General features: G+C 56.1%; 22 protein-coding genes. 13 read left to right on the top strand and 9 right to left on the bottom strand.

Going from position 1 to position 25,378, the window contains the following annotated elements; all coding sequences use genetic code 11:
- The first annotated feature begins 6 nt into the window (after positions 1-6).
- The 12 genes from ACNT1W_RS01050 to ACNT1W_RS00995 all read left to right on the top strand — a co-directional run bounded on the left by ACNT1W_RS01050 (position 7) and on the right by ACNT1W_RS00995 (position 13,685).
- Positions 7-1,449: an amidase gene (locus ACNT1W_RS01050; RefSeq protein WP_419246301.1), complete on the top strand. Its 1,443-nt coding sequence runs from the start codon at positions 7-9 to the stop codon at positions 1,447-1,449.
- A gap of 91 nt (positions 1,450-1,540) precedes the next feature.
- Complete coding sequence (locus ACNT1W_RS01045) at positions 1,541-2,002, top strand: HIT family protein (RefSeq protein ID WP_261099919.1); 462 nt, start codon at positions 1,541-1,543, stop codon at positions 2,000-2,002.
- Positions 2,003-2,305: 303 nt separating this feature from the next.
- Entirely contained in the window at positions 2,306-3,382 is a 1,077-nt protein-coding gene (locus ACNT1W_RS01040; RefSeq protein ID WP_012147382.1) for a mandelate racemase/muconate lactonizing enzyme family protein, read from the top strand.
- 10 nt (positions 3,383-3,392) lie between these two features.
- Positions 3,393-4,166: an SDR family NAD(P)-dependent oxidoreductase gene (locus ACNT1W_RS01035; RefSeq protein ID WP_017894362.1), complete on the top strand. Its 774-nt coding sequence runs from the start codon at positions 3,393-3,395 to the stop codon at positions 4,164-4,166.
- Positions 4,156-5,181 carry a zinc-binding alcohol dehydrogenase family protein gene (locus tag ACNT1W_RS01030; protein ID WP_419246300.1) on the top strand — a complete coding sequence of 342 codons (1,026 nt, stop codon included), beginning with the start codon at positions 4,156-4,158 and terminating at the stop codon, positions 5,179-5,181. The genes ACNT1W_RS01035 and ACNT1W_RS01030 overlap by 11 nt, the downstream gene beginning before the upstream one ends.
- Positions 5,182-5,227: 46 nt before the next feature.
- Positions 5,228-6,214, top strand: coding sequence for a C4-dicarboxylate TRAP transporter substrate-binding protein (locus ACNT1W_RS01025; RefSeq protein ID WP_017894360.1), 987 nt, complete (start codon positions 5,228-5,230; stop codon positions 6,212-6,214).
- Between the two features lie 54 nt (positions 6,215-6,268).
- Positions 6,269-6,739, top strand: a complete 471-nt coding sequence (locus ACNT1W_RS01020; RefSeq protein ID WP_017894359.1) for a TRAP transporter small permease — start codon at positions 6,269-6,271, stop codon at positions 6,737-6,739.
- Complete coding sequence (locus tag ACNT1W_RS01015; protein ID WP_419246299.1) at positions 6,736-8,013, top strand: TRAP transporter large permease; 1,278 nt, start codon at positions 6,736-6,738, stop codon at positions 8,011-8,013. The genes ACNT1W_RS01020 and ACNT1W_RS01015 overlap by 4 nt, the downstream gene beginning before the upstream one ends.
- A 42-nt stretch (positions 8,014-8,055) precedes the next feature.
- Positions 8,056-8,748: an FCD domain-containing protein gene (locus ACNT1W_RS01010; protein ID WP_012147376.1), complete on the top strand. Its 693-nt coding sequence runs from the start codon at positions 8,056-8,058 to the stop codon at positions 8,746-8,748.
- A 91-nt stretch (positions 8,749-8,839) separates the two neighbouring features.
- On the top strand, positions 8,840-10,882 hold the full coding sequence (gene prlC / locus ACNT1W_RS01005) for an oligopeptidase A (protein ID WP_012147375.1): 2,043 nt from the start codon (positions 8,840-8,842) through the stop codon (positions 10,880-10,882).
- An 8-nt stretch (positions 10,883-10,890) separates the two neighbouring features.
- Positions 10,891-11,637, top strand: a complete 747-nt coding sequence (gene rsmJ, locus ACNT1W_RS01000; protein WP_017894355.1) for a 16S rRNA (guanine(1516)-N(2))-methyltransferase RsmJ — start codon at positions 10,891-10,893, stop codon at positions 11,635-11,637.
- 149 nt (positions 11,638-11,786) lie between these two features.
- Positions 11,787-13,685 (top strand): bifunctional metallophosphatase/5'-nucleotidase, encoded by a 1,899-nt coding sequence (locus ACNT1W_RS00995; RefSeq protein ID WP_419246298.1) that lies wholly within the window; start codon positions 11,787-11,789, stop codon positions 13,683-13,685.
- Positions 13,686-13,729: 44 nt separating this feature from the next.
- Here ACNT1W_RS00995 and ACNT1W_RS00990 read toward each other — a convergent pair whose 3' ends face one another.
- The 8 genes from ACNT1W_RS00990 to uspA form a co-directional block, all read right to left on the bottom strand.
- On the bottom strand, positions 13,730-14,329 hold the full coding sequence (locus tag ACNT1W_RS00990; protein WP_419246297.1) for a KpsF/GutQ family sugar-phosphate isomerase: 600 nt from the start codon (positions 14,327-14,329) through the stop codon (positions 13,730-13,732).
- Positions 14,329-15,966 carry an FGGY-family carbohydrate kinase gene (locus ACNT1W_RS00985; RefSeq protein WP_012147371.1) on the bottom strand — a complete coding sequence of 546 codons (1,638 nt, stop codon included), beginning with the start codon at positions 15,964-15,966 and terminating at the stop codon, positions 14,329-14,331. Before ACNT1W_RS00985 ends, ACNT1W_RS00990 begins: the two co-directional genes overlap by 1 nt.
- A 10-nt stretch (positions 15,967-15,976) precedes the next feature.
- Positions 15,977-16,930 (bottom strand): ABC transporter permease, encoded by a 954-nt coding sequence (locus ACNT1W_RS00980; RefSeq protein ID WP_012147370.1) that lies wholly within the window; start codon positions 16,928-16,930, stop codon positions 15,977-15,979.
- Position 16,931: 1 nt separating this feature from the next.
- On the bottom strand, positions 16,932-17,921 hold the full coding sequence (locus tag ACNT1W_RS00975; protein ID WP_419246296.1) for an ABC transporter permease: 990 nt from the start codon (positions 17,919-17,921) through the stop codon (positions 16,932-16,934).
- Complete coding sequence (locus ACNT1W_RS00970; protein WP_419246295.1) at positions 17,914-19,413, bottom strand: sugar ABC transporter ATP-binding protein; 1,500 nt, start codon at positions 19,411-19,413, stop codon at positions 17,914-17,916. Before ACNT1W_RS00970 ends, ACNT1W_RS00975 begins: the two co-directional genes overlap by 8 nt.
- Before the next feature lie 100 nt (positions 19,414-19,513).
- The gene (locus ACNT1W_RS00965) at positions 19,514-20,500 is read right to left on the bottom strand and encodes an autoinducer 2 ABC transporter substrate-binding protein (RefSeq protein ID WP_012147367.1); all 987 of its coding nucleotides are present in this window, start codon (positions 20,498-20,500) and stop codon (positions 19,514-19,516) included.
- 339 nt (positions 20,501-20,839) lie between these two features.
- Positions 20,840-22,174, bottom strand: coding sequence for an NADP-specific glutamate dehydrogenase (gene gdhA, locus ACNT1W_RS00960; RefSeq protein WP_012147366.1), 1,335 nt, complete (start codon positions 22,172-22,174; stop codon positions 20,840-20,842).
- A gap of 196 nt (positions 22,175-22,370) precedes the next feature.
- The gene (uspA, locus tag ACNT1W_RS00955; RefSeq protein WP_012147365.1) at positions 22,371-22,817 is read right to left on the bottom strand and encodes a universal stress protein UspA; all 447 of its coding nucleotides are present in this window, start codon (positions 22,815-22,817) and stop codon (positions 22,371-22,373) included.
- 612 nt (positions 22,818-23,429) lie between these two features.
- Here uspA and uspB point away from each other — a divergent pair.
- Positions 23,430-23,765 carry a universal stress protein UspB gene (gene uspB, locus ACNT1W_RS00950; RefSeq protein WP_026142575.1) on the top strand — a complete coding sequence of 112 codons (336 nt, stop codon included), beginning with the start codon at positions 23,430-23,432 and terminating at the stop codon, positions 23,763-23,765.
- A 74-nt stretch (positions 23,766-23,839) separates the two neighbouring features.
- On the opposite strand, the gene pitA is transcribed toward uspB, so the two are convergent.
- Positions 23,840-25,342 (bottom strand): inorganic phosphate transporter PitA, encoded by a 1,503-nt coding sequence (gene pitA / locus ACNT1W_RS00945; protein WP_115183577.1) that lies wholly within the window; start codon positions 25,340-25,342, stop codon positions 23,840-23,842.
- Positions 25,343-25,378: the final 36 nt, after the last annotated feature.

Here is a 25,378-nt window from a genome sequence, read left to right as displayed (position 1 = left end):
GAAACGATGAAATTGAGCGAGTACGTTAGCTACGATGCGCTGGGGTTGGCCGAACTGGTACAGCGTAGCGAAGTCAGTGCGCAAGAATTGCAGCAGGCGGCGCAGGCCGCGGTTGAGGCGGTGAACCCGGCGATTAACGCAGTGGTGGAACATTGGACGCAGCCGCTATCGGAGGGGGATGGCCCACTGTCTGGCGTGCCTTTCCTGATTAAGGATATCGCCATCAGCATGGCCGGTAAGCTCTCGGAACTGGGCAGCCGGTTGGCGCAGGGTAATATTGCCACTACAGACAGTTATCTGATGAGCAATATTCGTCGAGCAGGGCTGGTCACTTTCGGTCGCACTACCACGCCGGAAATGGCGTTCAGCACCACCACCGAAGCGGTGCTTTACGGCGCGACGCGCAATCCCTGGAACCCGGATTTCAGCGCCGGCGGTTCCAGCGGCGGAGCCGGTGCGGCGGTGGCTGCCGGGATCGTGCCGATTGCTCACGCTACGGACGCCGCCGGCTCGATCCGCGTACCTGCCTCGTCGAATGGCTTGTTCGGTCTCAAACCGACGCGTGGCCGGGTATCGCATGGCCCGGCGATGGATGAAGTGTTCAACGGTTTTGGCGTCCAACTGGGGCTAAGCCGTTCGGTACGTGACAGTGCGGCCTTGCTGGATGCCCTGCAGCATCCACATCCCGGCGAACCCTATTACACCGCGCCTCCGGCACAGAGTTGGCTGTCACAGGTCACGTCAGAACCCGGCCGACTGCGCATCGGCATGATGACTCAGGCGTGGAACGGCGGCAAAACCGATCCGCAAATCGCTCAGGCCACGGCCGACACTGGCGTGCTGCTGAGTGAGTTGGGCCATCAGGTTAGCGAAGTGGATATGGCGATCGGCGTCAGTTGGCAGGAGCTGGTGTTCGCCAATGCGCAAATCTGGTGTGCCAATCTGGTCGGTTGGCTAGATGGTTTGAGTCAGGCGGCCGGGCGGCCGATTTCAACCGAAACGCTGGAGCCGGAAACGCTGGCCTGTTACCGCTACGGTTTGGCTGCCAGGGCGGTGGATATGGTCGCTGCGCTTGAGGTGCGTAATCGGGTGACTCGCGGCGTCGCGGCTTATTTTCAGCAGTATGACCTGCTGCTGACCCCAACTCTGCCCGACTTGCCCTGGCGGATTGGCCGTTACGGCACAGGAGCGGCGGAGATGAGCGGCCTGGAGTGGACGGCGCATTTATTCGATCACTCGCCGTTTACGCCGGTCTTTAACGTGGCGGGCGTGCCGGCGATGTCGGTGCCGTTGGCGCATGATGCGCAGCATAACCTGCCGATTGGCATGCAATTCGTCGCCGGTTTTGGCCGAGAAGATTTGCTGCTGCAACTGGCCGGCCAACTGGAGTGGGCGGCACCCTGGCAGCAGCGACGTCCTGCGATTTGGGCGGGAAATGCACGGCCGTAGCAGTCAAAAGGCAAAATATCGGCTATGTTGCTAAAAGGTTTTTTGCGGCGGGCCGGGTGGCTCGTCGCTTCATTCGGTAGCAGGAGGCGTGATGAGCTGCATATTTTGTGAAATGGTGGCAGGCCGGGTGCCGTGCCATAAAATTTGGGAGGACGACGGCCACATGGCGTTCCTTTCCATCTTTCCGAATACCGAGGGTTTCAGCGTGGTGATCCCCAAGGCGCACTACGAGAGTTACGCTTTTGCCGTAGCGGACGACGTGCTGAGCGAACTGATGCTGGCGACCAAACGGGTGGCGCAGTTGCTCGACCGGGCGTTTGACGATGTGGGCCGCTGCGGCATGGTGTTCGAAGGCTATGGCGTCGATCACCTGCACGCCAAACTGATCCCGATGCACGGCACCGCCGCACTGGAACAATGGCAGCCGATCGAGTCGAAATCGACGAAGTTCTTCGACCGCTACGAAGGTTACCTGTCTTCCCACGACGCTGCCCGTGCCGACGACGATCGTCTGGCCGCCCTGGCGGCGCAGATCCGTCAGAGTGCGGTTTAAGGCACTATCCATCAACACCGGCCATTGATTTTCCTGCGCCGGTTTCCGCCATTCGGCAGAAAATTTCGTGCACTGCTAGTGCAACCCGCTGTGGGTTGGATCCAGATACGATTGTTCATGCCAAACCCTCACCCTGTCTGCCAATAGTTTTTGTTAACGAGATCTCCTTTAGGGTTGTTTGTTTTTGCATCAACCGATATATCGGTGTATCGTTGCTTTGCGTCGAGGGTTACAGACAGTGAAGTCACTTAGTCGTTTGTTTTAATAGGTTTTTAATTCCTGTGCCGACTTTGGAGTATGCCAATGGACAAAATAAAACAGGTCAATCTCTATCGAGCCGTATCGCCTTTATCTCGCCCTATCGCGGATTCCACTCATTACATCAATGAAATTTCCTTTGTGGTTGCCGAAGTGGTGCTGGCCAGTGGCATCACTGGCGAAGGGTATTTGCTTTCTTTCCACTATTCGCCCGAGGCCATTGCCGGAGCAATGAAAGATCTCCAACAGTTTGCCGTGGGTTATCACTGTTGGCAGACCGGTAAATTCCTGCGGGACGTGGCGGCAGAGCACGAATACTTTGGCCACAACGGTTTGCAGAAGTGGGCGGCGGCAACGCTCAATGTCGCGATGTGGGACGCATGGGGTAAGACCCTGCAACAGCCGATCTGGAAGATGTTGGGCAACACCGTCGATCGCGTGCCGGTGTATGGCAGTGGCGGTTGGTTGTCATACAGCGAGGCCGAACTGCTGGAAGAAGTGCTGGAATACCAGGCGCGTGGCTTGCAGGCCGTGAAGATAAAAGTGGGTTCGCCGGAGGTAGAGCAAGACATCATGCGTTTGCGCAAAGTGCGGGAAGTGGTTGGCCCCGGGATGAAAATCATGATGGATGCCAATCAGGGGATGACTCTGCCGGATGCGCTGAAGTTATCGACGCAGGCGGCAGAAATTGGCATCCACTGGTTCGAAGAACCCTTGGTGCATACCGATTTTGACGGCTATCAGCAGTTGCGCCAGAAAACCGGCATCGCACTGGCAATGGGCGAGCGGGAATATGACATGGAACCGCTCAAGGCCTTGATCGCCCGTAATGCGCTGGATTTATGGCAGCCGGATCTGATCCGCATCGGCGGCGTTGAACCCTGGCGTGAGTCGGCGATGCTGGCACATGCCCATCACCTGCCGGTATTACCGCATTACTACAAGGATTATGACGTGCCGCTGCTGTGCACTATCCCCAACCCTTACGGTGCGGAATCTTTCGACTGGATCGACAGCATTATCGATAACCCGATGACCATTGACGGCGGCTACGCTTTTCCGCGCTCGGGTGCAGGCTGGGGTTTTAATTTCAACCCGGCATCTCTGACAGAAATCAAATAGGGACAGGGTGATGAAACAGGACGTTTTAACTCAGTATTTTTCATTACAGGGCCGGACCGGCATTGTTACCGGCGCATCATCCGGTATTGGGCGCGGCATTGCTCATTTGCTGGCAGATGCCGGGGCACGGGTATTCAACTTCAGTCTGGAAGCCACGCAGACTACCGGCATTGATTATGCATTGAACCCCGGAGTGGTTGATATACAAGTGGATATTACCGATCGCGAACAATTACAGGCCGCAGTCGATAGGGTCGCGGCTGATGGGGCGATCGACTTCCTCATTAATAATGCAGGCATTACCAAGCGTGTGCGCGCCGAACAGGTTGATGAAGCCTGGTGGCGGAAAATTCACCAGATTAACGTTGATGCCGTATTCTTCCTGTCGCAACTTTGTTTCCCGCATTTGACCCGCTCGGCGTATATCGGCCGTATCGTCAATATTTCCTCAATGGCGGCGCATCTGGGTTTTAGCGAAGTGGTGCCCTATTGCTCGACCAAGGCAGCGGTCACTGGCATGACCCGTGGGTTGGCTGTGGAATGGGCGCAGGAAAACATCCGCGTCAATTCGGTGGCACCGGGTTGGATCCAGACCAATATGACGCAGGTGGTCGCCGATCCGCAGCGGCTGGAACGTATTATTAACCGGATGCCGCTGCACCGTTACGGCCATCCGCGTGAAGAACTGGGTGCCATGGTGTGGTTTTTGGTCAGTGAGGCCTCGCGTTACATCACCGGGCAGGATTTTGCCGTGGACGGGGGGGCGCTGAGCTATGGCTTCTGAAATGAAGGTATTAGTGTGCATCAAACCGGGCCAACTGAGCCAACAGCGGCGGCCAATACCGCTGCCGGGGACTGGAGAAGTCCTGCTGAAAATGTGCGCTTTGGGAGTCTGCGGTTCGGATACTCACGCTTTCCACGGACGCCAACCGATGATGCAGTACCCGGCGGTGCTGGGGCATGAAATCAGCGCCGAAGTGGTGGCCTGCGGGCAAGATGCCGCGCTGTATCAACCCGGTCAACAGGTGGTGGTGATCCCCTATCGTCATTGTGGGCGGTGTGCGGCCTGTCGGCGTGGACGCACCACTTGCTGCACTTCTTTGTCGGTGATGGGAATTCATCGAACCGGAGCGATGCAGGAATATGTGACAGTGGCTGAAGATGCTCTGCTGGCGGTCACGGGGATCCCTCATCTTCAGGCAGCGTTAATTGAGCCTTATGCCATTGCTGCCCATGCGGTACGGCGCAGTGGGGTGACCCACGGAGTGAGCCTGTTGGTGGTGGGGGCGGGAGCTATCGGATTAGGCATTGCGGATATCGGGCGTAGCCTGGGGGCCGAAGTGATAGTGGCAGAAGCCGATCCGCAGCGTCAGGCATTTGCTGGCGAGCAATATGGTTTTACCGACGTATTGAACCCATTAGATGCCGATTTTGAGCAACAATTGCGGGTGTTGACCCACGGCGATGGCCCACAGGTGATTATTGATGCGACGGGCAACCCGGCTTCCATGAACAGTCAGGTAGAACGGATCGCCGCAGGCGGGACGTTGGTGTTTGTCGGCCTGCATACCGGTGAAGTGAGCTTCAATGACCTGGCTTTCCATAAAAGGGAATTGGAACTGCTCGGTAGCCGTGCAGCGGATCGCGAAGACTTCATCAAGGTAATCACTTTACTGCAGCAGGGAAAAATCAGCCCGGAAAAACTGTGCACCCGGGAAATACCTTTCTCTGAATTAGATCAATATCAATTTGAACAACTCAATCAGCCAGGCAATGTGAAGTCGGTCATTCTATTTTAAGCATCCGCAGTCGGTTACCTGAATAATTGAACTGGAGATTATTATTATGAAAGGACAACTTAAGCGCTGGGTCATATTGACCTGCGCATTATTTTCTTTACTTGTTTTCAGCGCGGAATCAATTTCAGCAAAATATACTATACGGGTTTCTTATGAAAATAACCCGGGTGAGCCTTTTGATCTGGCGGTAAGAAAGTGGGCTGAACTCTTTAAAGAAAAAACTAACGGCCAAGGCGAACTTATTTTGTTCCCGAGTTCTTCATTAGGATCAAAAAAAGACGTGATGGAGCAAATCAAGCTGGGGAGTGCGATGATCACCCTGGCAGATGGGGCCTTTTTTGCCGACTATATACCCGATTTCGGCATTATGATGGGGCCGTATCTGGGGCGCGATTACAACGATATTTTCACCTTGACCAAAACGCCCTGGTTTACCGACCTGTCACGCCAACTGGACGACAAAGGGTTTCATATCCTGGCGGCTAACTGGCTGTACGGTATCCGCCAGATGGTGGTGAACAAACCCATTCATACCCCGGCGGACCTGAAAGGCGTAAAAATCCGCGTCGCCAACAGCCGTATCTTTATTGAAGCCATCAAGGCGATGGGGGCAACCCCAACCCCCATGCCATTGGGCGAAGTGTATACCGCGTTGACTACCGGAGTGATCGACGGTGCGGAAAACCCAATCCCGGTACTGTACGGCCAAAAGCTTTTTGAACCGGCCAGGTACCTGATCATGACCGGGCATATTGATAATGTCACCCAACTGATCATTGGTCAGAAATATTACAGCCAACTTCCTGATGAGATTAAAAAAGCGTTAACGCTATCCTGTGAGGAAGCCGGTAATTATATGACCAGGTTAATTATCCAGGCTGATAAGCAAGATCGGGAAAAAATGAAAGCGGCGGGCGTGACGGTGATTGAGGTTGACCGTGAATTATTCCGGCAGGCGTCAAAGTCGGCCTATCAGAAATTCCCGGAATGGACGCCGGGATTATATGACAAGCTTCAGGGCTATTTAGAATAATTGACTGCCATTCTTTGACAACTTCCGCTGCATCGCACCGGGGGAGTGATAATCATGATCCGAAAGTTATTGGTTAATCTTGACGATATTCTCGCCTGCCTGGTGTTGACTGCGATTGTGGCGGTAACGGTACTGGCGGTAGTGATGCGTTACCTGGTGCATGCGCCGTTGCCCTGGGTGGAAGAGCTGCAATTAGCGCTCTATCTGTGGGCCATCATGCTGGGGGCAGTCAGCGCAATGAAGCGGCGCAAGCATGTCGGCATTGATGTTTTTGTCAATCTGTTGCCCGCAAGTGCCCGCCGGCTGGTGCTTTATTGGAACGATGCCTTGAGCATAGTTGTCTTGCTGTCGTTTGCCTGGCTTGGTTTGATGCTGGCGGAAGGTGCGGGAGAAAAGATCACCCCGATCCTCGGTATTCGTTACCGCTGGATCGATATGGCGATCCCGGTGGGGTCATTGCTGATGGTGCTGCAATTGGTCGTCAACCTATGTTACCGCGACAAACGCATGGGAGAATCATCATGACGGTAGCGATCTCCTGCATTATTTTACTGCTGGGTTTTATTAGCAGATTACCGATATTTATCAGTGTGATCCTGGCGGTATTGAGTTGGTTTTTCCTCGCGGGCGATCCCTCGCCGCTCATTGCAGCACAAAGGATCGTTGGAGCCAGTGAGAACACCACGCTGCTTGCGATCCCCTTCTTTATCTTGCTGGGCAATTTGTTGAATTACACCGGTATTACCCGAAGAATGCTGACGCTGGCGGAATTACTGACGCGCAAATTCTACGGCGGACTGGCGCAGGCCAATGTGCTACTCAGTACCTTGATGGGCGGCCTTTCGGCCTCCAGTTTGGCGGACTGCGCCATGCTGTGCAAAATGCTGGTGCCGGAAATGACGCGCAAAGGCTACAGCAAGGCCTTCGCTACGGTGGTGACGGCGGCGGGGTCGTTGATCACGCCAATCATCCCGCCGGGTATTGCCCTGATTATTTACGGCTATGTGGCTGATGTGTCGATCGGCAAAATGTTTCTGGCGGGTATCGTGCCGGGAATATTGTGCTGTGCGGCGCTGATGCTGACTATTCGCCATCTTTCCCGGCGGCGCAATTACCAGGCCAGTAATACCGATGCACCGAACTGTCGCGAGCTTGGGCAAGCGCTGTGGCAGGCGATGCCGGCGCTTGTTCTGGTGCTGGTGATTATCGGCGGGATCCGCATCGGTGCTTTCACACCGACCGAAGCGGGGGCGATTGCGGTGGTGTTTGCCATTGGCATCGGCCTGTTTTTCACCCGTGAAATGAAGGTGGCCGATATCGGTGAGGCCCTGTTGGATACGGCCGCTTCTACGGCGGGTATTATGCTCATTATCATGGCCTGCTCAGCATTCGCCTGGATATTGAGTTGGGAACGAACCGCCCAGACGGTCGCGGAGATGATTACGTCACTGTCGGATAACCCACTGTTGTTCCTGTTGGCGCTCAACCTGTTTTTACTGGTCCTGGGGATGTTTATTGAAGGTAATTCGGCAATTATCGTGTTGGTACCGCTGCTGATGCCAACGGTGAAGGCTCTGGGGATCGATCCGATCCAATTTGGCATTCTGATCATTCTTAATCTGGCGATTGGCAGCCTGACACCGCCGATGGGCACCATTATGTTTATTGCCAATTCGATTACCGGTACCCAGGTTTCTGCCTTTATCAAAGAGGTCTGGCCGCTGTTACTGGCATTGCTGACGGTATTGCTGTTGGTGACGCTGGTACCGGCGATTTCGACCTTTTTACCTGGGCTATAGCTTTGTAAACAGTGGGAGAATACTATTTCAGAAATACCACTTATGAGATCCGTTATGAGTCGGCTGCTGTTGGATCGGGAAAAACCCGTCAAGATGCAAATTTACCATTGGCTGAAGGAACGCATTATTTATGGTGAGTTTGCGCCGGGAATGATCCTGGAAAAAAACGAACTCGCGCATCAATTGAATGTATCGCCCACGCCATTGCGAGAAGCTTTGATTTTGTTGAAGCATGACAACTTCATCGATATGGTGCCGAACCTGCATACACGGGTAAAACTGATAGAAGTCAAACGGGTAGAAGAGAACGCTTTTATCCGTGCGGCACTGGAAGGTGCGGTCGTCGAGCAATTGGCATTAAGCGGTATCAGTAAAACGGTGGAAAAAGCCTGCCAAAAACTGATCGATAGCCAGCTTGGCGCTTTTGACAAGCAGGACTACGCCAGCGTGTTTCGTTTTGATCTGGAGTTCCACCACCGGTTGGTCGACCAGCTGACGCTGGATTCGCTGTGGGATAATCTGTATGCCAATCGCGCCCATCTGGATCGCGCTCGCCAGTGTTCACCGGTGAATGTGGCAGGTATTCGCCGCTCCATAGAACAACATCAGCAACTGCTGCAGTTGATCGTCAGTGGGCAGGTGCAACCCGCGCGGGAACTGATTAAAGCCCATGTTTGGTCAGTGTTTGATGATTTGAAACAGATCGCACCGGAATACCTTAGCCGCGATCATTGATTTTCCTGCCGCTTGGCTCCATGTTAGATATTCATACGCATTTTAAGGCCTGCCCGCTGCGGCGGGCCCCAACGCTAATCAGGACTGCCCTATGACAAATCCGTTGCTGACCCCGTTTTCCCTGCCACCGTTTTCCGCCATTCGCCCAGAAGATATCGTGCCTGCGGTGCAATCCGCATTGGCCGATTGCCGCGCTGCGGTAGAGCGCGTTGTCGCGCAGCCGGGGCCATTCACCTGGGATAACCTGTGTCAGCCGCTGGCGGAGTCTGACGATCGCCTGTCGCGCATCTGGTCGCCGGTGGGGCATTTGAACTCGGTAAAAAACAGCCCGGAACTGCGTGCCGCCTATGAGCAGGCGTTGCCGTTGCTGTCTGAGTACGGCACCTGGGTTGGGCAACACGAAGGTTTGTATCAGGCGTACCGCAGCCTGAAAGAAGGCGAAGCCTTCAATCAACTGACCGCACCACAGCGCAAGTCGGTAGAAAATGCGCTGCGTGATTTTGAGCTGTCGGGCATCGGCCTGTCGCCGGAAAAACAGCGTCGCTATGGTGAAATCGTCGCGCGTCTGTCCGAGCTGGGTTCTACCTACAGCAACAACGTGCTCGACGCCACCATGGGTTGGAGCAAGCTGATTACCAATGAAACCGAGCTGAGCGGCCTGCCGGAAAGCGCGTTGGCCCAGGCTCAGGCGATGGCGCAGGCCAAAGAGCAGGACGGCTGGCTGCTGACGCTGGATATGCCGAGCTATCTGCCGGTACTGACCTACGGCGACAACCGCGCACTGCGTGAAGAGATGTATCGCGCCTTCGCTACCCGCGCTTCCGATCAGGGGCCGAATGCCGGTAAGTGGGACAACAGCGAAGTGATGGCGGAAACGCTGGCGCTGCGCCATGAACTGGCCCAACTGCTGGGCTTTGACAGCTACGCCGACAAATCGCTGGCGACCAAAATGGCGGAAAACCCGGAGCAGGTGCTCGGTTTCCTCAGCGATCTGGCCAAACGCGCCCGTCCACAGGCCGAGCAGGAATTGGCGCAGCTGCGCGCCTTCGCCAAACAGCATTACGGCGTAGATGAACTGGAAGCCTGGGACATTACCTATTACGGCGAAAAACAGAAACAACACCTGTTCTCGATCAGCGACGAGCAACTGCGCCCGTACTTCCCGGAACAGCGGGTGGTGGAAGGGCTGTTCGAAGTGGTCAAACGCATTTACGGCATCACTGCCAAAGAGCGCAAGGATGTGGATACCTGGCATCCAGAGGTGCGCTTCTTTGATCTGTTCGACGCCAACGGCGAGCTGCGCGGCAGCTTCTACCTTGATCTGTATGCGCGTGAAAACAAACGCGGCGGGGCGTGGATGGACGACTGCGTCGGCAGCCTGCGCAAGGCCAACGGCGAGCTGCAAAAACCGGTCGCCTACCTGACCTGTAACTTTAACCGTCCGTTGGGCGACAAGCCGGCGCTGTTCACCCATAACGAAGTGACCACCTTGTTCCACGAGTTCGGCCACGGTCTGCACCATATGCTGACCCAGATCGACACCGCCGGCGTTTCCGGCATCAGCGGTGTGCCATGGGATGCGGTCGAACTGCCAAGCCAGTTTATGGAAAACTGGTGCTGGGAGCCGGAAGCGCTGGCGTTTATCTCCGGCCACTATCAGAGCGGTGAACCGCTGCCGAAAGAGATGCTCGACAAGCTGCTGGCCGCCAAAAATTACCAGGCGGCGCTGTTTATTCTGCGTCAGTTGGAATTCGGCCTGTTCGACTTCCGCATGCACGCCGAATACAACCCTTCAAGCGGCGCGCAGATCCTGCCAACCTTGGCGGAAGTGAAGAAAATGGTGGCGGTGGTACCTTCACCAAGCTGGGGCCGTTTCCCACATGCTTTCAGCCATATCTTCGCTGGCGGCTACGCGGCGGGCTACTACAGCTACCTGTGGGCGGAAGTGCTGTCGGCCGATGCCTATTCGCGCTTTGAGGAAGAGGGGATTTTCAACGCCGAAACCGGTAAATCCTTCCTCGACAACATCCTGTCGCGCGGCGGTTCGGAAGAGCCGATGGAACTGTTCAAACGCTTCCGTGGCCGTGAGCCGCAGCTGGATGCTATGCTGCGCCATTACGGCATTAAAGGATAACCCCACCGGTGAGCGTGTGTTTATTGTGTGAAGAAGGCGCCGACCCCGGCGCCTTGTCTATTCTGGCGCAGCGCTGGCAGTTAACTTCGGACGACGAGGCGCTGATGGCGCTGGTATTGACGCCCGAAAGGCTGGAGCTGCGCAAGCGTGACGAACCCAAACTCGGGGCGATCTACGTCGATTTTGTCTCTGGCGCCATGGCGCATCGGCGCAAATTTGGCGGCGGGCGCGGTGAAGCGGTGGCGAAGGCGGTTGGCATCAAGGGCAGTTACCGGCCTGACGTGGTAGACGCCACTGCCGGCCTGGGGCGCGATGCCTTTGTGCTGGCCTCTCTGGGTTGCCGGGTGCGGATGCTGGAGCGTAATCCGGTGGTGGCGGCATTGCTGGATGACGGCCTGCAGCGTGGCTATCAGGATGCGGAAATCGGCCCGTGGCTGCGTGAGCGCATGACGCTGTTGCATGCCTCCAGCCTGACGGCGTTGGGGGATATTGATCCACGGCCGGAGGTGGTGTACCTCGATCCGATGTACCCGCATAAGCAGAAAAGTGCGTTGGTGAAAAAGGAGATGCGGGTGTTCCAGTCGCTGGTGGGCAGCGATGATGACGCAGATGGCCTGCTGGAACCGGCACGTCGTCTGGCGACCAAGCGCGTGGTGGTGAAACGCCCGGATTACGCCCCGCCGTTGGCTAACGTACAGGCGCATGCGGCGTCGACGACAAAAAGTCACCGTTTCGATATCTACATGCCCGTGTAAATATTTATGCCCGCGGGCTCAGAGTGCTGAGTTCGCGGTTCAATCTGATCTACCTCCCAATTCTCTGAATCCGCTTGAAATCCCACTGGCAAATATGCCGACCAGATCGCATGATTCCTGTTCATTTCCACTCCTATAATTAGATGATAATGAAGAAGACACTCCTTGCCGTTTTGCTTTGCCTGGGTACCTCTGTGATGGCCTCTGAACCTGTCAATATCACCATTCTTGGCACTTCCGATCTGCACGGCACCTTTGTGCCCTGGGATTATTCTACCGACACCGCCAATCTGGCCGGCAGCCTGAGCCAAATTGCCACTCAGGTGCATCAGGTGCGCGCCCAGCAGCCGAACGTGATCCTGGTCGATGCCGGTGACACCATTCAGGGCAACTTTGTCGAGACCTTTAAGAACGACAAAACCAGCCCGATGATCCTCGGCTTTAACGCGCTGGACTATGACGTCTGGGTGATGGGTAATCACGAATTCGACTTCGGCCTCAAACCGCTTTCCACTTCACTCAATCAATTCAAAGGCACGGCACTGGCCGGCAACATTCTCTGGGACAGCGGTAAGCCCTACCTGCCGGCGTATAAAATCATTGAACGCCAGGGGGTGAAAATTGGCATTATCGGCATGGATACGCCGATGACTGCCGAATTCGCCAAAGGCACCGATCGGGTGAAAGGGCTGAACTTTACCAACCCGGTCGAGGCGGTGAAGCAGGTGATCCAGCAGATCCAGGGGCAAGTGGACGCCATCGTGCTGGTGGCACACATGGGGATCGACAACGAGAACCAGCGGCCGGGTACTGGCGTGGGCGATATTGCCAGGGCCAACCCGGAACTGGCGGCGATCGTCGCCGGGCATATGCACGTAAAAGTCGATAAAGAAGTGATTAACGGCGTGATCGTCACCGAACCGGACAAATATGGCCGCGCGCTGTCACGCATCGATCTGCAGTTTGAGCAGCACAACGGCAAGTACGTGCTGATCAACAAAGACAGTTACACCTACCCGATTAAAGGCATCGCCTCGGATAAAAAACTCGAAGAGATTTATCAGCCGTACCACAAGATTTTGCGCGCTAACGCCAACCGACCGATTGCTCAGCTCAGCGGCCAGGATCTGGTACCGCCGGATGCGGTGAAGGGCATTCCGCAGGTGCACGTGCAGGATACCGGTATCAGCAAGCTGTATCAGGAAGCCGGGCATTACTATGCACCGCAGGCGCAGGTGATCGCGTTGCAGATTGATAACGACCGCCCGAAGCTGAACGTCGGTACCATCACAGCCAAGGACATTGCTTTCAACTACCAATATGCCGGTGGTGAGATCACCGTTTATCAGCTCAGCGGCAAAGAATTGAAGAAGTATATGGAATGGTCGGCGGGCTACTTCAATCAGCTGCATGACGGCGACGTGACCTACAGTTTTAACCCGCAGCGTCGCGCGTCCAAATATTCCACCAATGATTTCTTCGATGGCGTGACCTACAAAATCGACCTGCGCCAACCGGCCGGGCAGCGCATCCGTGACCTGAAAATGGCCGACGGCACGCCGGTGACGGACAGCACGCCGATCCGTCTGGGAATGAACAGCTACCGCATGGGGCACCTGACGCAAAAAGGCGGCGCGCTGGAAGGCATGCAGTTCCCGGTGCTGTCTGACAGCAAGGTGGAATACGGTGAAGAGGCCGGTACCATCCGCAATCTGACCATTCGCTATCTGACCGAGGTGAAAAAGGGCCAGTATCAGGGGCAGGCGGTGCAGCGCTGGCAGTTGGTCGGGCTGGAAGGCTACGAACGTGAGCGCAAAATCGTCGAAAAACTGCTGAACGACGGCAAAATCAGCGTACCCACCAGTGAAGATGGGCGTTACGGCAATGTCGCGTCATTCAACGTGAAAGGGTTGCTGATCGGCGAACCGCAGGTCCGTCAGCAGCAACAGGCGGCGTTGCAGGCACAGTTGAGCGCCGCCAGCGATCCGCTGGTGAAAAAGCGTTTGAGTGACCAGTTGGTGATTATCGAGGCGATTAACAAAGCCTGAGGGTGATAACGGGCTCGGCATGTGAATGCTGAGCCCTATCGGCACTAATTCCCCTGCCGTAAACGCTTGCCGACGTCACCGCCCGGGTGTACCGCCAGCAGCGTTTCCTTGTCGTAGCCACTGCGCTCCATCAGACAGGCGCAGGCGGCATCGAAAATCGCCAATACCAGCACGATAGAAGTCGTTGCCAGCATGTTCAGCGGATCTATCTCATTTTCAACCCCGGTGCGGACCGTCAGCTGCGCTGCCTGAGCGATCGCCGAATCCGGGTTTTCCGTCACGCCAATCACGGTTACGCCCTTGGCCTGCAGCGTCGGCAGCAGGCGGGTCAACTCGTCGGAATTGCCGCCGCGTGAAATCAGAATCATCAGATCATCACCGCGCAGAAAACCCAGATCGCCGTGCGCCGCATCGGTAGCGTTCAGGTAAATAGCCGGTCGCTCCACACAGGCCAGCATATGGGCAATTTTTCGTGCCGCGATGCCGGAAGTGCCAACGCCGGTGACCACAATTTTACCCTGGCACTCCGCCAGCAGGGTCAACAGCCGTTGCCAGGTTTGTGGGTCGATGCGCTGGCCCAACTGCGCTAGCTCCCGACTGTAGATTGCCCAGGCCTGCGTTGCCCGTTGCCATTCCTGCTGCATCAGGCGTCCTCCTGCATCAGTTGGCGGTATTTCATATGGTCGTTATACAGCTCATGGAACACGCGGTATTTACGATCGTAATAGCGTTTGATCTTGTTGGTCTGCGGCGTCACGGTTTTGCCGATGCGGCTCATGGCGCTCATCGCTTCCGGCAGGCTGTCGAATACCCCGGCCGCCACGGTGCCCATCATCGCGCCGCCCAGCAGCATCGCCTCGCTCTCTTCCGGCAACAGCATGGCACAGCCGGTGGCATTGGCATGTTCCTGCACGAAAATCGGGTTCTTGGTGCCGCCGCCGCTGGCCATGATGGTATCGATGCTGTAACCGCTTTGATTCATGGTTTCGATAATATGACGGGTACCGAGGGCGATGGCCTGGATGGTGGCCAGATAGTGCAACGCCATGTCTTCCGGGGTGCGTGACAGCTTCAGCCCGGTCAGGGTGCCGGTTAGCGTCGGATTGGCACGCGGCGAACGGTTGCCGTGGAAATACGGCAGCATATGAATGTCTTTGGTCAGGTAGGCAATATCCTCCGGCTCGCCCGCCATCCGACGCAGCAGGGCGTTCAGCACCTCATAGATGGTCTGCCCCTGAGTTTTTGCCTGCGCCAGCAGCTCCTGATAGCAAGGATGTGACTGGATGATGTGGTCAATCAGCGCGCCGGTGGCGGACTGGCCGCCTTCGTTCAGCCAGTATTCCGGCAGAATGGCCGAGTAATAAGGCCCCCACACGCCGGGGATAAAACGTGCAGTGCGCGACATCGCCATATGCCCGGTCGAGGTGCCGCCGATCAGTGCGACACGGCGATTAAAGTCTGCCACTTCACCGGAAGCCCCGGTAGCCCCCAGCGTGCCGAGAGTACCGGCGTGGGCATCAATGATCGACACGCTGACCGCGGTGCCGGCAATCAACCCCATCTCACTGGCGGCGCGCTGGGTCAGGCCGTGGCCCAGCGGTTCACCCATCATTTTGACGTCGCTGCCAATTTTGGCGGCATCGTGTTCCAGTACGTCTTCCAGCCCAATCTGTTTGAAATAGCTTTTGTCCCAGCGCTGTTCATGGCCGAGATAAGTCCATTTGCACACCGTCGAACACAGCGAACGGGTGGCGTCCTGCGTGGCGCGCCAGGTGAGGAAGTCCGGCAGATCAAACAGGTAACCGGCGTTGGCCCAGGTGGTCGGCATATGCTGCTTGAGCCACAGCATTTTAGGGGTCTGCATCTCCGGCGAGATGATGCCGCCGACGAAATCCAGCACCCGGTGTTTGGTGGCGTTAATACGCTCGGCCTGGGTGATGGCCCGGTGATCCATCCACACGATAATGTTCTGTTCGGTACGGCCGGAAGGGCTGATGGTCAGCGGCTTCCCCTCTTTGTCCAGCACCACCAGCGAGCAGGTTGCGTCGAAACCCAGCCCCTTGACCTGAATCGGGTTGATATCGGCCTGATTAACCGCATCGCGCACCGCGTTGCACACCGCCTGCCAGATATTGTCCGAGGACTGTTCAACAAAGTCTGCCTTTGGACGATACAGGTCGATAGCCCGGCTGGCCTGCCCGACCATATGGCCGTTGAGATCGAATACCCCAGCGCGCGCACTTCCGGTGCCTACATCTACGCCAATAAAATAGCTCGCCATTATTTTTCTCCTAGGCTTTTCGATTCTGTAACGCGATAAACAAGATCAACACCGCACCCCACAGGGCCATGGTCAGATAGCTGCTGACGCCCAGCAGGTTGAGGCCGCTTTCCAGCATTTGCAGCACAATCAGTGCCAGCACCAGGCCAAGCACCCGGCCAAACCCGCCGTCCGGGTTAATCCCACCCAGCACCGAGGCCAGAATGGTCACCAGCAAATAGGATTCGCCGTAGCCGGCCTTGGCCGAGTTGAACTTGGCCATCATCAGCAACGCCGCACCCCAGCCGAGCAGGGCGGACAGCACATACACCGCGATTTGCACCCGGGCGGTGTTCACCCCGCTGAAACGGGTAGCCTGCTCGTTGGAGCCGATTAAATACAGGCTGCGCCCCAGCGTGGTGTGCTCCAGCAACAGCCACAGGCCCACGGCGACCAGCAGGAACAGCAGCAGCGCCACCGGAATGCCGAGCAGGCTGCCGTTGCCGAGATACTGAATCGCCGCCGGGAAGCCGGAGATCACCGCGCCGTTGGACAACAGAATATTCAGGCCGGTGATCAGCGTCATGGTGCCGAGAGAGGCAAGGATCGGCGAAACGCCGACCCAGGCGACCAGCACGCCGTTAAGCGCGCCAATGGCGACGGCGACCAGCAATCCGGCCAGCAGCGCCAGTACCAGAAACAGCGGTTGGTCCGGGTGGCTGACGATAATTGCCGCCATCACCAGCGAGCAGGCGTTGGCCCCGGCGATAATCGACAGGTTGATACCGCCGGTCAGCATGGTAATGCCCATGCCGAGCGCCAACATGCCGAGGATCGGCAACTGCGAGGCGATCGACTGGAAATTACCCAGGCTGAAGAAGCGCGATCCAAGCAGCCCGGCGAACAGCAGCGCCACGACGATAATGATCGCGCTTTGCAGGCGGATGATCCGATCGCTTGGGATCAGGCGGGTTAACTGGGTCATCTCATAGCTCCTTGGCCAGCTTGCGTTTTTCATTCCAGGCAGTGCTGCTGATGCTGATCAAAATGATCGCGCCGCTGAACACCTGGTGCCAATAGGCCGATACGCTGAGCAGCGTCAGACCGTTCTGCAGGAACGCCAGCAGCACTACGCCCAGCAGCGTACCGGTCAGCGAGCCGCGGCCGCCGGTCATGCTGGTGCCGCCCAGTACCACCGCCGCCAGCACCGTCAGTTCGAAGCCGAGCAGGGAGTTGGGCGCTACCGACTGGGTGATCTGCGCCTGCACCACGGCGGCGATACCCGCCAGAATGCCCATGTAACCGTAAACGTAGAAGTGCAGACGCAGCAGGTTCAACCCCAGACGCGATGCCGCATCGCGGTTGCCGCCCATGGCGAAAATCTGGCGGCCAAGACGGGTGAAGTTCATCAGCACGCCGGTGACGATAATCACCGCCAGCAGGCACAATAGCGGCAGCGTCAGGCCGTAGTCGTAGCCGTCGGCGCCCTGGAACGAGAACCAACTGATGCCGTCCATAAACCAGTCGGGGAAACCGTACAGCCAGGTGCCGTTGGTGGCGTACACCAGCAGGCCGTAGAACAGGTTCAGCGTGGCGATGGTGATGATGATTGCCGGTACTTTCAGCCAGTAGACCAGAAAACCGTTCACCAGCCCGAGCAGCAGGCCGACGCCTATCGCCAGAGCGAACGCCAGCGGGAAACCGCCGCCGTGCTGGATCACCCAACTGGCCATCACGTACTGGGCGATAGCGGTGATCGCCGGGAACGAAATGTCGATGCCACCGGCAATCAGCACCACGAACAGGCCGCAGGCAAGAATGCCGAGAATGGCATAGCTGGTGGTGACGTCGGTCAGGTTGCCCAGCGTCAGAAACTCGCTGGTGCTAACGCTCAGGCCGATGGCCAGCAACAACACCAGCAGGCCAAGGTAAAACTCGTGCCGCCCGGCCAGGCGGGCCAGTAATGACTTATCCATTCACCACCTCGGCGATCTGTTGTTCGGTACTCTGGTGCGGCGAAAACTCGGCGATCAGCTCGCCCTTGCGCATCACCAACACCCGATGGCTGTTGTAATAGGCTTCCGGGATCTCGTCGCAGATCATCAGCACCGCCATGCCTAGCGCCGCCAGATCTTTGGCGATCTGGTAGATCCCCTCTTTGTTGGCGATATCTACCCCGACGGTCGGCGAGTCGAGGATCAGGATCTTCGGCTGCGTGGCCACCCACTTGGCGATAGCGATGCGCTGCGCGTTGCCGCCGGACAGGGTTTTGACCGGTAGCGCGCTGTCGGAAACCTTAATGTTCAGATCGTGGATCAATCGGTTCACCAACGCGGTCGCTTTGGCGTGATCCAGTAGCCCGAGCGAGGTATGCAGTTGATCAAACACCGTGACAATGGTGTTGTCGTAGATCGACTGCTCCATGATCAACCCCTGCGTTAGACGATCTTCCGACACATAGCCGATACCCTGGCGCACCGCTTCGCGGTTGTTATGTAGCCGCACTGGCTGGCCGTCGATCCTGATTTCGCCGCTGTCCGGATGGGTCATGCCGAACAGGCTGAGGCACAGCTCGGTGCGGCCTGCGCCCAGCAAGCCGAGGATCGAGACGATCTCGCCGCCGTGCAGTGAAAGATTGATGTCCTGATATTTACCGCGTCGGCTGAGATTGCGCACTTCGAGCAGCGGCGCACTCTCGGCTGCGGGCCGTGGGGGTAACTGGCTGTAGTGGAAGCGTTGGCCGGTCATCAGGAACGCCAGCTCATGGCTGTCGAGTTCACTTGCCGGGTAAGTACCGACCAGTTTGCCGTCGCGCATCACGCTGATACGGTCGGCGACTTCCATCACCTCGTCCAGCCGGTGGCTGACAAACACCACGCAGATGCCGGCCGCTTTCAGTTCGTTAACCACCCGCAGCAGGCCGTCGACCTCCTGACGCGTCAGCGAGGCGGTAGGTTCATCCATAATCACCAGCCGCGCTTCGGCAGCGATGGCGCGACAAATCGCCACCAGTTGGCGATCGGCAATCGACAGTTTTTCGACTTTCTTGTCGGGATCGATATGCACGCCGACGCGCGCCATGGCAGCCAGCGCCGTCTGACGCATCACCCGTTTGCGCACCCAGAAATGACCGCCGGGCAGGTAGCGGTGAATGGCAATATTTTCCGCCACCGTCAGATTGGGGAATAACGAAAGATCCTGATAAATCACCTGAATGCCGTAATAACCGGACAGCTGCGGCGTCAGTGAATGAAAGAGTTTGCCTTCCAGCGAAATATTGGCGCCTTTTTCCGGCTGATAAACGCCGGAAATAATTTTAATTATGGTGCTTTTGCCACAGCCATTTTGTCCGGCCAGGCAGTGCACTTCGCCAATATTCAGCGTCAGGTTGATCTGGTCCAGTGCCAGCACGCCCGGAAACTTTTTACTGATATTTTCCAGGCTGATAAATGCGGTGGATGTGGTCATAGCTGTAACCTGTGCAGGTTTTTATTATCGTCGGGGCGCGGTAAGCTGCGCGCCGACGTTATTTAATGATTTTCCCGGTGTGGAGCAATATTACTTAAGGTTAGAAGCCTAGCGATTTGGCATTATCTTTGGTCACTTCAAGAATTTTATTAAACCGAATCACTTTCTTATCCATATCGACGTCGGCCTTACCCAAACCTTCGATCGACAAGTCTTTGGTCACTTCTTTGCCCTGCAAGAGCTGATCGGCCACCGTCACCAGCGCGTAGCCGGCGTCTTTCGGATCCCACAGCAGCGCTTTCTTGATGTCGCCGCGCATCAGGTAAGGGGCGGCCTGCGCCGGCATGGCTATACCCACCACGGCAATCTTGTCCTTGGCGCGTTTCTTGGCGACCGCCTGACCGGCACCAATCGGGCCGAGGGAGCCAAAACCGATAATGCCTTTCATCTGCGGGTAGGTTTTCATCAAATCCAGCGTGGTGGCGTAGGATTTATCAATGCTTTCGGCCACCGGCAGACGTGACGTCACTTCGAACATATCCGGATATTTGGCTTTCTGGTACTTGATGGCGGAATCCGCCCAGGCGTTATGCAACGGCACGGTCAGCGAGCCAACGTAAATGGCATAGCCACCTTTGCCGCCCATGTCTTTTGCCAGTTCATCGACGTTGGCCTGCGCATACTTCTCGCTGTCGATGGTTTCGATGTCCCACTGACCAATCTGCTGGTCCGGCGATTCATGGGTCAGCACCACGATGCCTTTATCACGCGCCTTCTTCAGCACTGGCTCCAGCACCTTGGCGTCGTTCGGCACCACGATGATGGCGTTAACGTTCTTGGCGATCAGGTCTTCAATCACTTTGACCTGTGCCGCGGGATCTGGGGTCGCAGGCCCGGTCTGATAGGCATTAACGTCGAGCTTTTTCGCCGCTTCGTTGACGCCGACTTCCATACGGTTGAACCAGGGAATGCCGGTCACTTTAGCGACCACGGCAATTTCGTACTTTTCAGCAGCCAGAACAGGTGTTGTCGATAACATGCACGCAGAAACCACACATGCATTTAATAATGCGAGGTTAAATTTCATTTCGCTGTACCTTTTTTATCTGTAGGGGTGGTTGTTTTTCCACCTGAGCAGATTACAAAGGAAAGGAAGAGGGAGCGTAACGAGAGTAGAGAAATTGTGATCTGTGCACATTGAAGTAAAATTACGACGGTTTTAATGTTAATTAAATGTTGAATAATTCGGTGGTGGTAATTTTACCACCTAAAAACGTCATTAAATTAACATAATAAATCATAGTTATTAACAATACATAAACAGTAAGAATGGAAGGACGAGGGTTTTCGGCGGAAAAAATGCCGGCTTGAGCGCCGGCATGGAAGCATTTGATCGATGTGTGAACAAGATCACCTTATGCGGCGGTTACAGCACGCCCTGTGCCAGCATGGCGTCGGCAACCTTGACGAATCCAGCGATATTAGCACCCTGTACGTAGTGGGTTTGCTTGCCCTCACCGCCGTATTCCACGCAGGCTTGATGAATATCCGCCATGATATGTTGTAAACGTACATCCACCTTTTCCGCTCGCCAGCCGATGCGCGCGGCATTCTGCGCCATCTCCAGCCCGGAGGTTGCCACCCCACCGGCGTTGGCGGCCTTGCCCGGCGCGAACAGCACGCCGGCATCCAGGAACGCATCGGTCGCCTGAATGGTGGTTGGCATATTGGCGCCTTCGGCCACGGCTTTGACCCCGTTGCGGATCAGCGTTTGTGCCGCTTCCAGATCCAGCTCGTTTTGGGTGGCGCACGGCAGGGCGATATCTACCGGGACGCTCCAGGGCTGCTGGCCGGCCAGATAGGTCAGGCCGCGTTCACGGGCATAGTCTTCTACCCGGCCATAACGCTGGTTTTTGATCTCTGCCAAATGGGCCAGTTTTTCGGTGGTGAAGCCTGCCTCATCGACCAGCGTACCGCCAGAGTCAGAGACGGTGATCACCCGTGCATCCAGTTCCAGCGCCTTTTCAATGGTGTACTGCGCCACGTTACCTGACCCGGAAACCGCCACCCGCATGCCTTCAAAACCCAACCCGTGACGTTGCAGCATGGCATCGGTGAAGTACACCAGGCCATAGCCGGTGGCTTCGGGGCGGATCAGACTGCCGCCGAATGACAGACCCTTGCCGGTAAACACGCAGGCGGTGTTGTTGGACAGCTTCTTCATCATGCCGCTCATAAAGCCGACCTCACGGCCGCCAACGCCAATATCCCCGGCAGGCACGTCGGTGTCTGGCCCCAGATGGCGGTACAGCTCGGTCATCAGCGACTGGCAGAAACGCATGATCTCCGCCTGGCTTTTGCCTTTCGGATCAAAGTCCGAACCGCCTTTGCCGCCGCCCATTGGCAGCGTAGTCAGCGCATTCTTGAAGGTCTGCTCGAAGCCGAGGAATTTCAGAATCGACAAATTGACCGACGGATGAAAACGCATGCCGCCTTTATAAGGCCCAATCGCGGAGTTGAACTGCACGCGCCAGGCGCGGTTAACCTGCACCTGGCCACGATCGTCGACCCAACTGACACGGAACTGGATGGTGCGTTCCGGTTCCACCAGGCGTTCCAGCAGGGCATATTCACGGTAGCGCGGGTTACGCTCGATAAACGGCCACAGCGAGGTGAAAACTTCTCTAACCGCCTGCAGAAACTCCGGCTGATGAGGATTATGCTGTTGTAGTGAGGACAAAAATGATTCTACCGATTCCATGGATAACTCCTTGTAGCATTGAATTTCCCCCACCATTTTTATAGCTATAGGTTTAGGTAAAGCGTGGGGAATGATGTTGTGTCTTTAGCGACTATATCATCGGAGGGCGGTTGATTATCAAGCGATTAATGATGGCGGCAGAATGAAAAACGCCCGCAGCAGCGGGCGTTGGGGAATTTAGTTAGTGGGCGCTTACTTAGTCTTCAGCTTTTTCGTCTTCATCGCGCAGTGGCACGATCAGCATGTCGATGTGCACGGTGTTGATCAACTGACGCGCGGAGGACATCAACTTGCTCCAGAAATCCTGGTGGTGGCCGCACAGAACCAGGTCCATATCGTACTTCTTGATGGCGTCGACCAGCACCTGCGCCAAATCGCCGCTGCCACTGAGGGTTTCGGTAATCGGATAACCGGCATTTTGTGACAGCTCGGTCAGGGCATGGTGGGTTTCTTCCGAGATACGTTTTTGCATATCGCCGAGATTAACGTCGATCAGGCCGGTATACAGGTCGGAATAGTTAACATCTACGTGGATCAGGGAAACTTTGGCGTTGTACGGACGCGCCATAGATACGGCTTTCTCCACCAGGATTTTACTTTCCGGGGACAGGTCTACCGCGATCAGAATGTGTTTGTAAGCCATGAGAATACTCCTTCCATATAATGCCGATTAAAAGGTTAGCAGGCATTCAGCGTACCAGCCTGGCGCTTTAGGTTTCATTTTATCATTCAGTTAACGCAATGATATGTTGAGGCGATCACACTGCATCGCATCAAAAAATCTCTTTATTTCAATCCGGTCAGTTTTACACCCGCCAGCCGGAAAATCCTATCGCTCGTGGTGCTATTGGCGTGTTGACCGCTTGAAATATAAGCATTCTTAAACAGAGTATAGTCCCAAATGTCCCATCGGACAGGAGAAAAGCCCCGGTGGGCTATTCAGCGCGGTAATCAGTTATAACTAATGAGTCGCTGACAAATCGGCGGGATGCGGTAAATTTTATCTACTGCTCAGGCCAGTTTGCGTTTCATTAACCTACAATAATGAATATGGGCCTTATCATTACTCCACTGAGTGAAACCCTGCGTTGAGTCTCTGCGTGGCGAGGGTTTGCTTTCAGTGGCGGTGGGTTATGCGCGGCCTGTGCGGTGCCAAGGGGATCGGAGCGGTAGGCTCCCGCAGTAATGGGTAATAGAGGTAGGGCAGTTGGACCCGGCGGAGCGCCGTGGATTACAACGCCTTGAGGAGGCAATCATGATCAGTACCGTCGCGCTGTTTTGGGCTCTGTGTGTGGTGTGTGTGTTAAACATGGTGCGGTATTACTCTTCTCTGCGCGCGCTGTTGGTAGTTTTGCGCGGCTGTGACCCGCTGCTGTACCAATATGTTGACGGTGGTGGTTTCTTTACCGCCCATGGTCAGCCGAGCAAGCAGATACGGCTGGTGCGTTATATCTTCTCACAGCGCTATATCGAGCATCACGATCCGGAGTTTATCCGCCGCTGCGAACGGGTGCGCGGGCAGTTTATGCTGACTTCCGCCCTGTGCGGGCTGGTGGTGATCAGCCTGCTGGCGTTGATGATCTGGTATTAAGCCCGGCCTGTTTGCCCTGCAACAGATAAAGAAAAGGCGGCCATTTAGGCCGCCTTTCATATGGAGCAAACTGCTTAGATCACCTTAAGCGCCAACCAGTACAGCGAACCGGAAAGCAGAATCGAAATCGGCAGGGTCAACAACCAGGCCAACAGGATATTCTTCACGGTTTTGCTTTGTACGCCGCCGCCGTCCACGATCATGGTCCCGGCTACTGCCGAAGAAAGCACGTGGGTGGTGGAAACCGGCATACCGGTATAACTGGCGACACCAATCGACAAGGCTGCGGTCATCTGAGCCGACACGCCCTGAGCGTAGGTCATGCCCTTCTTACCGATCTTCTCGCCAATGGTGGTGGCTACACGCTGCCAGCCGACCATGGTGCCGAGTGACAACGCCAGAGCAACCGCGACGATAATCCAGATCGGTGCATACTCAACGGTTTGCAGCAGATCCTGACGCAGGTTTTTCAGGAAACGTTGGTCCTGGCTTGAGGTTTCCGGCAGCTTGGCAATCTTGTCTGCGGTGTCTGTTACGCACATCAGCAGGCGGCGCAGGTGGCTGCGCTGATCTACCGACAGTTGATCGTAACTTTGCAGATTGTTCAGCAACCCGGAGGCAAGCTGAATTGCCGGCATGGCGCGGGCACTGTCACAGTGGAACTCGACGGGTTTATCCGGCGAGACGTCCTCATCCGGGCTTGGCACCAACGGAGTGAGAGCGACCACGTGCGACAGGGCATCGCTGTGCTGCTCATAATATTGCTGCAGGTGGGCCACGGCATCACGAGTACGGGTGATGTCATAACCGGTTGCATTCATATTGAGCACGAAGCCGGCCGGTGCAACGCCGATCAGCACCAGCATAATCAAGCCGATACCTTTCTGGCCGTCGTTGGCGCCGTGCGAGAAGCTAACGCCGATAGCCGACAGGATCAGAGCGATACGGGTCCAGAACGGCGGCTTGCGTTTGCCGTCGACCTTTTCACGTTCAGCAGGGGTCATGTGGATACGCTGGCGTTTCTTGGTGCCACTCCAATAGCGGCGCAAGGCAAACACCATCAACCCGGCGACCATCATGCCAACCAGTGGCGAGATGAGCAATGACAGGAAAATACCAATCATTTTCGGGACGTTAAGCGCATCCACCACCGAAGTGTGGGTCATCAGTGCGTTGGTCAAACCCACACCAATAATTGCGCCAATCAGCGTATGAGAACTGGAGGCCGGCAGACCGAAATACCAGGTGCCGAGGTTCCAGATGATAGCCGCCAGCAGCATGGAAAAGACCATGGCTAATCCGTGTGCTGAACTGACGTTCAACAACAGATCTGTTGGCAACAGGTGAACAATGGCGTAAGCAACACTCAAACCACCGAGCATCACGCCAAGAAAGTTGAACAAACCAGCCATCACGACCGCAAGTTGCGAGCGCATGGCACGGGTATAAATTACTGTAGCAACCGCATTGGCCGTATCATGAAAACCATTAATGGCTTCATAAAACAACACGAACAACAATGCGAGAATTAACATCAGGCCGGTATGGAAATCCAGGCCAGCGAACAAATGCAGCATAAGCGTTACGCCAGTTTGTGGACATGAACGCCGCGC

Source organism: Serratia sp. NFX21 (genome assembly GCF_048517035.1).
Taxonomy (GTDB): domain Bacteria; phylum Pseudomonadota; class Gammaproteobacteria; order Enterobacterales; family Enterobacteriaceae; genus Serratia; species Serratia quinivorans.
The sequence above is the reverse complement of the archived record's forward strand: the minus strand, read 5'-3'. Positions and strand labels throughout refer to the sequence as shown.

Bases quoted from the DNA above. Each gene is read 5' to 3' on its own strand.
- ACNT1W_RS01050 (WP_419246301.1), top strand. From the start codon at position 7: ATGAAATTGAGCGAGTACGTTAGCTACGATGCGCTGGGGTTGGCCGAA.
- ACNT1W_RS01045 (WP_261099919.1), top strand. From the start codon at position 1,541: ATGAGCTGCATATTTTGTGAAATGGTGGCAGGCCGGGTGCCGTGCCAT.
- ACNT1W_RS01040 (WP_012147382.1), top strand. From the start codon at position 2,306: ATGGACAAAATAAAACAGGTCAATCTCTATCGAGCCGTATCGCCTTTA.
- ACNT1W_RS01035 (WP_017894362.1), top strand. From the start codon at position 3,393: ATGAAACAGGACGTTTTAACTCAGTATTTTTCATTACAGGGCCGGACC.
- ACNT1W_RS01030 (WP_419246300.1), top strand. From the start codon at position 4,156: ATGGCTTCTGAAATGAAGGTATTAGTGTGCATCAAACCGGGCCAACTG.
- ACNT1W_RS01025 (WP_017894360.1), top strand. From the start codon at position 5,228: ATGAAAGGACAACTTAAGCGCTGGGTCATATTGACCTGCGCATTATTT.
- ACNT1W_RS01020 (WP_017894359.1), top strand. From the start codon at position 6,269: ATGATCCGAAAGTTATTGGTTAATCTTGACGATATTCTCGCCTGCCTG.
- ACNT1W_RS01015 (WP_419246299.1), top strand. From the start codon at position 6,736: ATGACGGTAGCGATCTCCTGCATTATTTTACTGCTGGGTTTTATTAGC.
- ACNT1W_RS01010 (WP_012147376.1), top strand. From the start codon at position 8,056: ATGAGATCCGTTATGAGTCGGCTGCTGTTGGATCGGGAAAAACCCGTC.
- prlC (WP_012147375.1), top strand. From the start codon at position 8,840: ATGACAAATCCGTTGCTGACCCCGTTTTCCCTGCCACCGTTTTCCGCC.
- ACNT1W_RS00995 (WP_419246298.1), top strand. From the start codon at position 11,787: ATGAAGAAGACACTCCTTGCCGTTTTGCTTTGCCTGGGTACCTCTGTG.
- ACNT1W_RS00990 (WP_419246297.1), bottom strand. From the start codon at position 14,329: ATGCAGCAGGAATGGCAACGGGCAACGCAGGCCTGGGCAATCTACAGT.
- ACNT1W_RS00985 (WP_012147371.1), bottom strand. From the start codon at position 15,966: ATGGCGAGCTATTTTATTGGCGTAGATGTAGGCACCGGAAGTGCGCGC.
- ACNT1W_RS00980 (WP_012147370.1), bottom strand. From the start codon at position 16,930: ATGACCCAGTTAACCCGCCTGATCCCAAGCGATCGGATCATCCGCCTG.
- ACNT1W_RS00975 (WP_419246296.1), bottom strand. From the start codon at position 17,921: ATGGATAAGTCATTACTGGCCCGCCTGGCCGGGCGGCACGAGTTTTAC.
- ACNT1W_RS00970 (WP_419246295.1), bottom strand. From the start codon at position 19,413: ATGACCACATCCACCGCATTTATCAGCCTGGAAAATATCAGTAAAAAG.
- ACNT1W_RS00965 (WP_012147367.1), bottom strand. From the start codon at position 20,500: ATGAAATTTAACCTCGCATTATTAAATGCATGTGTGGTTTCTGCGTGC.
- gdhA (WP_012147366.1), bottom strand. From the start codon at position 22,174: ATGGAATCGGTAGAATCATTTTTGTCCTCACTACAACAGCATAATCCT.
- uspA (WP_012147365.1), bottom strand. From the start codon at position 22,817: ATGGCTTACAAACACATTCTGATCGCGGTAGACCTGTCCCCGGAAAGT.
- uspB (WP_026142575.1), top strand. From the start codon at position 23,430: ATGATCAGTACCGTCGCGCTGTTTTGGGCTCTGTGTGTGGTGTGTGTG.
- pitA (WP_115183577.1), bottom strand. From the start codon at position 25,342: ATGCTGCATTTGTTCGCTGGCCTGGATTTCCATACCGGCCTGATGTTA.